The organism is Colwellia sp. (assembly GCF_013215345.1).
Classification (GTDB): domain Bacteria; phylum Pseudomonadota; class Gammaproteobacteria; order Enterobacterales; family Alteromonadaceae; genus Colwellia.
Map to the genome: position 1 here is coordinate 17,162 of NZ_JABSOV010000055.1, position 10,652 is coordinate 27,813.

Consider the following 10,652-nt stretch of genomic DNA (forward strand, 5'->3'; position numbering starts at 1 on the left):
AAGCCCTTAACAACTAAAATGAAGATATTACTGAGTAATGATGATGGTGTGCATGCCTTAGGCATCAAAATACTGTTTGATGAACTGGCTAAGCATTTTATCGTCAACGTGGTAGCACCGGATAGAAACTGTAGCGGTGCTAGTAACTCTTTAACATTACTGAACCCTTTGCGAGCTGAACACTTAGATAATGGCTTTACTTCAGTAAATGGCACGCCAACAGATTCAGTGCACTTAGGTCTTAGTCAGCTTTACACTGATTGTGACTTGGTTGTTGCTGGGATTAATAAAGGCGCTAACTTAGGTGATGATACCTTGTATTCAGGTACAGTCGCTGCAGCGACTGAAGGGCGTCATATGGGTATGCCAGCTATTGCAGTATCCTTAGCGGGTAAAAGTGAACAACATTACCAAACGGCAGCAATTGTTACCGCAAAAATAATCAAACGTTTACGGACTCATCCATTACCCTCAGATCAAATTTTAAATATTAATGTGCCTGATATGCCTTTAACTGAACTTAAAGGCATAAAAGTAACGCGCTTGGGTCACCGTCACAAGGCTGAAAGTATGCAAAAAATGCAAGACCCATGGCAACGTGACATTTATTGGTATGGTTTATTAGGCCAGGAATTAGACGGTGGCGAGGGCACAGATTTTCATGCGGTCGCCAATGGCTATGCTTCAGTAACCCCGTTGACAGTGGATATGACCGCGCACCGAAGTATAGACAATATTAAAAGTTGGCTCAGTGAGCTTAACTTATCAGACTAAATCGAGATGTATTTTTATGATGTCTAGTCGCATAGGCGGAAAATCAAGACGCAGCGGAGAATTGCTGGCGCAAAAGTTGCAAAATGAAGGGATCAGTAACGCTGCCGTTTTGCAGGCTATTGCTCAATCACCGCGGCATATTTTTGTGCCTGAGATATTGGCACATAAAGCCTATGACAATACCGCTCTTCCTATTGGCCAAGGGCAAACTATTTCACAACCTTATATAGTTGCCAAGATGTCTGAATTATTACTGGCAGGCGGGAGACCGAAAAATATATTAGAAATAGGCACAGGATCGGGCTATCAAACCTCTATTCTAGCTCAGCTAACGGATAAGGTTTTCTCTGTTGAGCGTATCAAAGCGCTACAGTGGCAAGCAAAGCGTTGCTTGCGGGCGATGGACTTACATAATGTTGCAATGAAACACGGTGATGGCTGGCAAGGCTGGCAGAGTAAGGGACCCTTTGAGGCCATTATCGTTACTGCCGCTCCTGCGAGCGTACCACCCGCATTATTAAGCCAGCTCGCTGATGGCGGCCGTTTAATTATCCCTGTTGGCGAACAAACTCAAATTTTAAAAATAATCACCCGCGATGGTGATACCTTCAATGAACAGCAAGTAGAAGCCGTGCGCTTCGTGCCTTTAGTACCCGGAGATTTATTGTAGTGAAAATATTTTCTAGCCTTTATAAGTGGACTTTACGTTGGGCCGAACATCAATTTGCGCCACGATTTTTAGCCGTGCTTACTTTTGCTGAGTCCATTTTTTTCCCTATACCACCGGATGTCTTACTCGCGCCTATGGTTTTGGCGAAGCCTCATAAAGCATGGTATTTTGCCAGTTTAACCACAATAGCGTCTATTTTAGGTGGGGCTGTTGGTTATTGGCTGGGGTACTTGATGTTTGAACCTTGGATTCAGCCACTAATAACAGAATTTGGCTACCAAGATCGTTTTAATACCGCAATTAGCTGGTTTAGTGAATGGGGTGTTTGGGTGGTGTTTATTGCCGGTTTCTCACCTATTCCTTATAAGCTATTTACGGTCAGTGCTGGCTTTTTGCATATGGCATTCTTACCATTTTTTATTGCCTCAGCGATAGGGCGGGGCTTACGTTTTTTCATGGTTGCAGGTCTGATCAAATGGGGCGGTAGTGCCATGGAGAAAAAGATTCGTCAATGGGTCGATGTACTCGGTTGGGGCTTTGTTGGTGCCATTGTTATTGGCTATTTTTCTTTACGTTAAAGTGAATTGTTATTCTTCTTATTTATATAAATAGTCAAGTTGTGTGGGCGATAAAGCAAAGGGAACTTCCCCAAAGGGAGTCATTGTGATTGCTTTTCGTACCATCAAATACACATTTGCTTACTTTATATTCGCTATCACACTTTTCTCTTGTAGTAGCAGGAATACTCCTGCTCCGGTATCAAATATTCATAGCACTCGTATCTTAGGTGAACATAACCGAGATTCGATAAAATCTACGCAATACACTGTAAAAAAAGGCGAAACTCTTTATTCTATCGCTTGGCGGGCTAACTCTGATATTAGAAAAATAGCTCAGTTAAATAAAATCTCTCCTCCTTATCGAATTTACCCCGGACAAAAATTATTCTTAGTTGAACAACGGGCTAAAAAATCAACGAAAGTAAGTAAGAATAAGGTGTCGAATAAAAATTCGACTAAAAGCTCTACAGCTAGCAAGACAAATAGCAAAAAAAATACACTTGCATCTACGAAAAAGCAGGCGTATGGTGAAAATGTAAGCGCTCAGAAATCATACCGAAACAGCACTTTACCAGCAGAAAAATTTTCACAGAAAATTAGCCGTTGGCAATGGCCCGTTAAAGGCAAAATTGTTAAGTTGTTTTCAAATAGTGCTCAAGGTAATAAAGGGGTTGATATTACCAATCGTCGTGGTACTAAAATTAAAGCTACGGCGAAAGGTAAGGTGGTATATGCAGGTAATGCTCTTCGGGGCTACGGTAAACTCATTATTATAAAACATAACGATGACTACCTTAGTGCATATGCCCACAACGATCGCATCCTAGTTAAAGAAAAGCAGTTCATTAATATAGGGGATGTTATCGCCACCATGGGGGATACGGATGCCAACAAAGTTATGCTTCATTTTGAAATACGCTTTCGAGGAAAATCAGTTAACCCTTTAAAATATTTACCAAAAAGATAATGCTATAAAATAATAGCAGTAAACCATAAACCATAAATTATAAACCTTAAGATAAATACTAAAAACAACCGGAGTTACTGTGAATATTTAAATATTAAAAACAAGCTTTGCAAATTTGGGAGAATAGCATGGTCAAATTAAAAGAAGAAAAAAGTACTGTAGAATCAAAGGAAGACGTATCATCTAATTTAGATGCGACGCAGATTTATTTAAGCGAAATTGGTTTTTCACCATTATTAACCGCTGAAGAAGAAGTATATTTCTCACGCTTAGCCCTTAAAGGGGACGAGCCTTCACGCAAACGTATGATAGAAAGTAATCTACGTTTAGTTGTCAAAATTGCCAGACGTTATAATAATCGGGGATTGCCCTTATTAGATTTAATTGAAGAAGGTAATTTAGGCTTAATTAGAGCGGTGGAAAAATTTGATCCTGAAAGAGGCTTTCGCTTCTCAACCTATGCCACATGGTGGATACGGCAGACCATTGAACGGGCAATAATGAACCAAACCCGTACTATTCGATTACCCATACATGTTGTTAAAGAACTTAATATTTATTTACGTGCATCACGTGAATTAGTTCAAAAACTTGATCATGAACCTACTGCAGAAGATATAGCCTCTCACCTTGATAAACCTGTTGCTGACGTCAATAAAATGTTGCGTTTAAATGAGCGTATTGCTTCAGTCGATACGCCTTTTGCCGGCGACTCTGATAAAGCTCTACTTGATGTTATTGCGGATGAAAAAAGCGCAGGTCCTGAAAGCGACTTACAATCGGAAGATATGAGCAATAACATAGTTCATTGGCTAAATGAGCTTAATACGAAGCAAAGGGAAGTCTTAGCAAGACGTTTCGGTTTACTTGGCTATGAAGCGGCAACCTTAGAAGATGTAGGTTGTGAAATAGGTTTAACTCGTGAACGTGTTCGCCAAATTCAAGTGGAAGCATTAAAGCGCTTACGTGATATTTTATCGCAGCAAAACTTATCAATTGAGGCTATTTTCCAGGCTTAATTGAAATTATAGTTGACCTAAGTTGCTGATATAGCAACAAGGGCTAGACATAACAGTAGAACGTTTAAGGCAGCAATAATATTTGCTGCTTTTTTGTTGCTAATAAAACACATGGACTAACTTGATCACATAGACTTATTGCAATAATTAAGCTCTTATACTTTACTTAATTGACATAGTACAAAAAGCGGTCAACTAGAGGTGTGAATTGAGTCTTAAGTTAGTCAAATCCTTCCTTACTCACTCAATACTATTGCTACTTTTAGTATTGCAAGGTGTTAATGCTAGCTTACCATCCAATAATTATTTCCCCCCTGCTTATCATCTGCAAAACCCTTTGGGCGCTTTACAAATTGAAAGCTTAACGATTTTCACCATGTTTCAAGATCATCAGGGCTTTATTTGGTTGGGTACTTCTGCAGGGGTATTACGCTATGACGGCTATGAATTTAAAAGTACCAGTAAAGACTTCGAGCAGCTAGAAGTTTGGTCTATTATTCAAGACAATAATAAGGATCTGTGGTTTGGTACCCGTAATAAAGGTCTGGTGAAACTGACGAGCAGTAATCAAAAAATCACATTGTTTCAGCATGATAAAAATAATTCGCATAGTCTGAGCCATAATAATATTCGCAAACTGTTACTTTCTAAACAAGGAGGTATATATATTGCTACCTCTGGTGGCGGTTTAAATAAATATAATACCGAGAGCAATAACTTTCAGAGGATCCCATTAATTAATCCGCAAAATACTGCAATACTATATTTACGCGACTTGGTAGAAAGTAATACGGGTGATCTGTGGATAGCGACTAGGGATTACGGTGTTATCCAATTAAATAAACGGACAAGTAAACTAACGTATTATCAAACGAGTGCAAAAGATAGCAATACACTATCGAGTAATACCATTAAATCGTTATCATTTGATGATAGTAACCATAAGTTATGGGTTGGTACCTGGGGAGGTGGTTTAAATTTGCTTGATATTAATACTGGCAAGGTAAGGCGGTTTTACTTAGGTAGCGGAGATAAAAAAAACGTTGGGCCACAAACCATTGTTACTATGATGAGGGATAGGCAAAATATGTTGTGGTTAGGTACGCTTAATGGTGTTGCTTACTTTGATTTAACCACAGAAAAGTTTCATTACTTAAAAGACGAGTATCCAGAATTATCAACCTTAGGTCATGCGGCTTACTATGCTTTGATGTGCGATGAGCATGGCAGTATCTGGCTAGGCAGTTGGCGTGGCAAGTTACACTCTCTTGTTTTAGATGATCATAATTTTCATTTGGAAAGTTTAACTCAATATTTTCCCGGCAGCATACATGAAAAATCGATATCATCAATTCTTACCGACAATAATGGTGATGTATGGCTGGGCACTGAAACAAGCGGCGTTCTTCACCTCAGTGCTAACCTGCAGCTAATTAAACATTTTCAACATCAAAAGTCTGATGGAAACTCACTATCGGATAATGCCATAAGCACTATTAAGCAGCAAAGCAATGGTGATATCTGGGTTGGCACAAGAAACGGCGGGCTGAATAAATATCAAAAAGAATCTGATGACTTCATTACTTTTACTTTGCTTAATAAAGACGGTGGACGTGGCTCAAGCGATTATATTAGTGAAATTTTTGAATATAATGACAAGCTATTTATTGGTTCTACTAGTGGTTTATATGAATTCAATTCACAGAAAAATGAAATGAAACATATAGATCTAGTAGGGAATGAAAATATTTACCCTAGTAATGGCTCAGTAAATGCTATGTTTCTAGATAGCCGCTTCAAATTGTGGTTAGTGACGACAGAAGGCGTATATTTAAAAAAAACTGATATGCCTTTTGAACTTGTCTTTAGTTTTAACGAGCAACTGCCAGCGAGCAGTGTTCGTTTCTCAACTGTGGCAAAAATAGCCGAAGATGATCAGCACAATATTTGGTTCGCCACCAATACTGGGCTATGGGAAGTAGAAGAAATTACCAAGAATATTAATGGCAATACAGTTTTAGTTCTACAGCAGCATTTATCCACTATATTATCAGGGATGCAAAAAGATAGTGCTGGCATGCTTTGGTTAGCAAGTAATAATAATTTATATCGTTTTTCACCGCTAACTTATCAATTTGACACTTTTAGCATATTAGATGGCATAAAGGGCAGTTTTAACAATGCTGCTCATGGTCTAGCGATAAATAATCAGTTATATTTTGGCTCTGATTATGGGCTGTTGTCGTTTGACCCTCAGTATATAGTGACCAAAAATCACCAAATTAAAGTTACCATTGATGACCTGCTACTAGCAAATAAGTCAGTGCAAGTTGATGAAAAAAGTAGGATTCTGACTAAGCCTATTTATCAAACTCAACATTTAACCCTTCCTGATAATGAAAATATTATTTCATTTGATATATCCGCATTGGATTTTAGGCAGCCAAACAAGGTTATTTATCAGCATAGGTTACTGGGTTTTGATGAAGCTTGGATTGAAAATACCGCTAAAAATAGGCGGATAACATATACCAACTTAAACCCAGGGCAGTACACCTTATCTATTCGAGGGGCACATACCTTTAACCCTATCTGGGGAGAAAGTACCGATTTATCTATCACAATATTACCACCACTTTGGTGGACATGGTGGGCGAAATTAATCTATGTACTCGTCGCGCTATTACTGCTTAAAGTTAGCTACCATGTACATAAACACAGAATTCTTTTTATCGCTTATGAGCAAGCAGCCTTAACCGATTCATTGACGGGTTTGAAAAATAGACGTTTTTTAGAAAGTACCATTGATCAAGATATTTCCCAATCGATGCGCTTGAAAAAAGATAATACCCTGAATGCTGATGTGACCTTTTTTTTCGCCGATATTGACTTTTTTAAAGAGGTAAATGATAAATATGGCCATGAATCAGGTGATATGGTTTTGAAGCAATTCTCCGCTTTACTACAAGATGTCTTTCGCTCTTCAGATCATATTATTCGTTGGGGAGGAGAAGAGTTCTTAATAGTTTCACGTTTTACGCAAGCTGACAAAGCTCAAGAGATGGCTGAGCGTTTACGAACTAAAGTAGGTAATAAATCATTTGAAATATCTACGGGTGAAAAAATAACTAAAACAGTTTCCATTGGCTATACCACTATTCCTTTTGATCGCGCTGCTACTTGTCGCTTAAGTTGTTCACAACTCATTGAAGTAGCAGATAAAGCGCTTTATCACGTAAAAGATAACGGCCGAGATGGTTGGGCGGGTATTTCAGCCGGGGAACATTTTAACTTAAGGAATTTTGAACGTATTGGTGATTTTAATTTAGCTGACAAAGTAAGCAGTGGCGAAATAATATTAGTAAGTAAATTACCCCATAGCAGTTAAATAATGATGTTTATATCAATAGCTGTTTAGCTAATAAGGAAAGTCAGTTACTTGCTAACTTATCACAGTGGGATTAAATCATCAAAACTCAATCAAAATGGCTGCAATTACCGAGTAATAAAAACCCTATAGCAGGGTAACTTTACTAGGTAGGTTAAATTATCAGCAAAAGCTACGCAAAAAGTCCATTAATAGGCTAAATTGTAATGAAAAACCCTGAATGCCCGTAGAATAAAAAGGTCATTTTATGGTACTATCGCGCCAGAAAATTTTAACTTAGAGCCAGTGGGTATTCTTCTTTAGTGGCAACGCTAAAATTAATTCTTCACTGAAATACACTGAAGTTAGTGACTTACATTTTATCTAATTGATATTTAGGCATTTACTCCTTTCTAAATGGTTTAAGCGTTGTGGTATTTATTAGATAAACTAATGAACTGATTTTTATACTCCCATCAAAAGTAGTGCAAGTGTTTATGATTACAATAAAAAAAGGCTTGGATGTTCCTGTAAAAGGTACTCCCCAGCAGGTAATCCATGATGGTCCGTCCATCAAAACCGTTGCAACACTCGGTGAAGAGTTTGTGGGTATGCGTCCAACCATGTTTGTCAAAGTGGGTGATCGCGTTAAAAAAGGTCAAGCGATTTTTGAAGATAAAAAAAATCCTGGCGTTAAATTCACAGCTCAAGCTGCCGGTGTTGTTAAAGAAATTAACCGTGGTGAAAAACGTGTTTTGCAATCAGTTGTTATCGATGTCGATGGCTATGATCAAGAAACGTTTACCGCTTATCCAGCAACTGAATTTGCTTCTCTAGCACGCGAAGACGTTGTTAAGAACCTAGTTGATTCAGGTTTATGGACAGCATTTAGAACTCGCCCATTCAGCAAAGTACCTGCCGTTGATAGTGCACCTGCTGCGATTTTTGTTAGCGCCATGGATACTAATCCATTAGCTGCAAATCCAGAAGTCATCATTAATGAACAAGGTGAAGCGTTTAAAAATGGTTTAACTATTTTATCTCGCTTAACGAGTGGTGAAGTATTTGTTAGCAAGGCTCCTGGGTCAAATATCCCAGTAGATAGCAATGCAACAGTAACTGAATTTGCCGGTAAACATCCTGCAGGTCTTGTAGGTACACATATTCACTTCTTAAAATCAGCAAGCGCCGACAGGTTTGTTTGGCATGTTGGTTATCAAGACGTTATCGCTGTTGCCAAATTATTCACCACTGGTGAACTTGACAATACCCGTGTTATCTCACTTGCCGGCCCAGCGGCCACTAACCCTCGTTTAATACGTACGGTTCTAGGTGCAAGTACTGCTGAATTATCAGCAGGTGAAACCGTTGATGGTGAACTACGTATTGTTTCTGGTTCATTACTAATGGGCTCAACCGCGGCAGCAGTTCACGGTTATTTAGGTCGTTATAATGTACAAGTATCATTAATTCTTGAAGGTCGTGAAAAAGACTTTATTGGTTATATGTACCCAGGTGCAAATAAATTCTCGGTAACACGCGCTTATTTGTCGCACTTGTTCCCAAGTAAGTTATTTAACATGACCACTACGACTAACGGTAGTTCTCGCGCTATGGTACCAATTGGTAACTTTGAACGTGTTATGCCATTAGATATTTTACCTACCTTATTTTTACGCGATATTTGCTCTGGTGATACCGACGGCGCGCAACAACTAGGTGCCTTAGAGCTAGACGAAGAAGATTTAGCACTGTGTACATTTGTTTGCCCAGGCAAAACAGATTACGGTGTAATTCTTCGTGATTGCCTAACCACAATCGAAAAGGAAGGTTAGTCATGGGCTTGAAAAAGTTTATTGAAGACATTGAACCGCATTTTGAAAAAGGCGGCAAACATGAGAAATGGTTTGCACTTTACGAAGCTGTTGCTACGGGATTATTTACCCCTGGTTATGTGAACAAAGGTAAAACCCATATTCGTGATAGCATTGATTTAAAGCGTATCATGATCACAGTATGGCTTGCTGTTTTCCCTGCCATGTTCTTTGGTATGTATAACATTGGCTATCAAGCTGTTGACGCATTAGCGGCGGGTTATGCTTTACCACAATCTTGGCAGGTTGATTTATTTACCTTGCTTGGTGGTACGCTAACGGCCAGTGCTGATACTTTTAGCATGATGCTTTACGGTGCTTGTTTCTTTCTACCAATCTACGCGGTTACGTTTGCTGTAGGTGGTTTCTGGGAAGTTCTTTTTGCTGCTGTGCGTAAACATGAAGTTAATGAAGGTTTCTTCGTTTCTTCTATATTATTCGCACTTATCTTGCCAGCGAGTATTCCATTATGGCAAGTCGCCATTGGTATTACTTTTGGTATAGTTATCGCTAAAGAAATTTTTGGTGGTACAGGTAAAAACTTCTTAAACCCTGCATTAGCGGGTCGTGCGTTTTTATTCTTTGCTTATCCTGCTCAAATATCAGGTGATGCGGTTTGGGTTGCTGTTGACGGCTTCTCAGGCGCTACTATGTTAAGTGCATTTAATGCTGGTACGGCGGGCATGGTTGATTACACTATGAACGCAGATTGGTGGAATGCATTCTGGGGCTTTATTCCAGGCTCTGTTGGTGAAGTATCTACTTTTGCTATTTTATTGGGTGGTGCTTACATCCTTTATAAAGGCATTGCTTCATGGCGCATCGTCTTAGGTGTGTTTGGTGGTATGGTACTTACCTCGTTATTATTCAATGTTATTGGTAGTGAAACTAATGCAATGTTTGCTATGCCTTGGCATTGGCACTTCGTTATTGGTGGTTTTGCCTTTGGTATGATGTTTATGGCAACAGATCCTGTGTCGGCTTCATTTACTAATACCGGTAAATACTGGTTTGGTGCACTCGTTGGCGTGATGGTGGTATTGGTTCGTGTTGTTAACCCTGCTTTCCCTGAAGGCATGATGTTAGCGATATTATTTGCAAACTTGTTCGCGCCATTGTTTGATTACTTTGTTGTCAAAGGCAACATAAAACGGAGGCTTGCTCGTAATGTCTAAAACTAAAAAAACTGAAACGGTTGCCGGTACGCTGATATTTGTTTTAGTTATTTGTTTAGTGTGTGCGGCCTTGGTATCTATCTCCGCGGTTGGTCTAAAGCCACTACAACAAGCTAACAAATTGCTTGATAAGCAAACTAAAATACTTGAAGCATCAGGTTTATTAGCTACAGCTTTGAAGTTAGAAAGCATAAACGCTGCTGGTAGTAAAGCCAAAAGCATTGTTGCTACTTATAACAAGCGTGT

The 10,652-nt window shown here is 39.0% G+C and carries 8 protein-coding genes and 1 pseudogene; all 9 read left to right on the forward strand.

All coding sequences use genetic code 11. From position 1 onward, the window contains the following. The first annotated feature begins 18 nt into the window (after positions 1 to 18). The gene (surE, locus tag HRT50_RS10180) at positions 19 to 774 is read left to right on the forward strand and encodes a 5'/3'-nucleotidase SurE (RefSeq protein ID WP_291614042.1); all 756 of its coding nucleotides are present in this window, start codon (positions 19 to 21) and stop codon (positions 772 to 774) included. Positions 775 to 793: 19 nt separating this feature from the next. Continuing rightward, entirely contained in the window at positions 794 to 1,444 is a 651-nt protein-coding gene (locus tag HRT50_RS10185; RefSeq protein ID WP_291614044.1) for a protein-L-isoaspartate(D-aspartate) O-methyltransferase, read from the forward strand. Continuing rightward, complete coding sequence (locus HRT50_RS10190; RefSeq protein WP_291614031.1) at positions 1,444 to 2,022, forward strand: YqaA family protein; 579 nt, start codon at positions 1,444 to 1,446, stop codon at positions 2,020 to 2,022. Before HRT50_RS10185 ends, HRT50_RS10190 begins: the two co-directional genes overlap by 1 nt. A gap of 43 nt (positions 2,023 to 2,065) precedes the next feature. After that, on the forward strand, positions 2,066 to 2,971 hold the full coding sequence (locus HRT50_RS10195; RefSeq protein WP_291614033.1) for a peptidoglycan DD-metalloendopeptidase family protein: 906 nt from the start codon (positions 2,066 to 2,068) through the stop codon (positions 2,969 to 2,971). A 128-nt stretch (positions 2,972 to 3,099) separates the two neighbouring features. After that, positions 3,100 to 3,990 (forward strand): RNA polymerase sigma factor RpoS, encoded by an 891-nt coding sequence (rpoS, locus tag HRT50_RS10200; protein ID WP_291614034.1) that lies wholly within the window; start codon positions 3,100 to 3,102, stop codon positions 3,988 to 3,990. Positions 3,991 to 4,198: 208 nt separating this feature from the next. Continuing rightward, a complete protein-coding gene (locus HRT50_RS10205) occupies positions 4,199 to 7,378 on the forward strand; it encodes a ligand-binding sensor domain-containing diguanylate cyclase (protein WP_291614036.1) in 3,180 nt (1,059 codons plus the stop codon). Positions 7,379 to 7,854: 476 nt separating this feature from the next. Continuing rightward, positions 7,855 to 9,192 (forward strand): Na(+)-translocating NADH-quinone reductase subunit A, encoded by a 1,338-nt coding sequence (locus HRT50_RS10210; protein WP_291614038.1) that lies wholly within the window; start codon positions 7,855 to 7,857, stop codon positions 9,190 to 9,192. A gap of 2 nt (positions 9,193 to 9,194) precedes the next feature. Next, positions 9,195 to 10,406, forward strand: coding sequence for an NADH:ubiquinone reductase (Na(+)-transporting) subunit B (locus tag HRT50_RS10215; protein ID WP_291614040.1), 1,212 nt, complete (start codon positions 9,195 to 9,197; stop codon positions 10,404 to 10,406). Next, positions 10,399 to 10,652, forward strand: a pseudogene (locus tag HRT50_RS10220) (Na(+)-translocating NADH-quinone reductase subunit C); the annotation flags it as partial. The gene HRT50_RS10215 and the pseudogene HRT50_RS10220, both read left to right, overlap by 8 nt.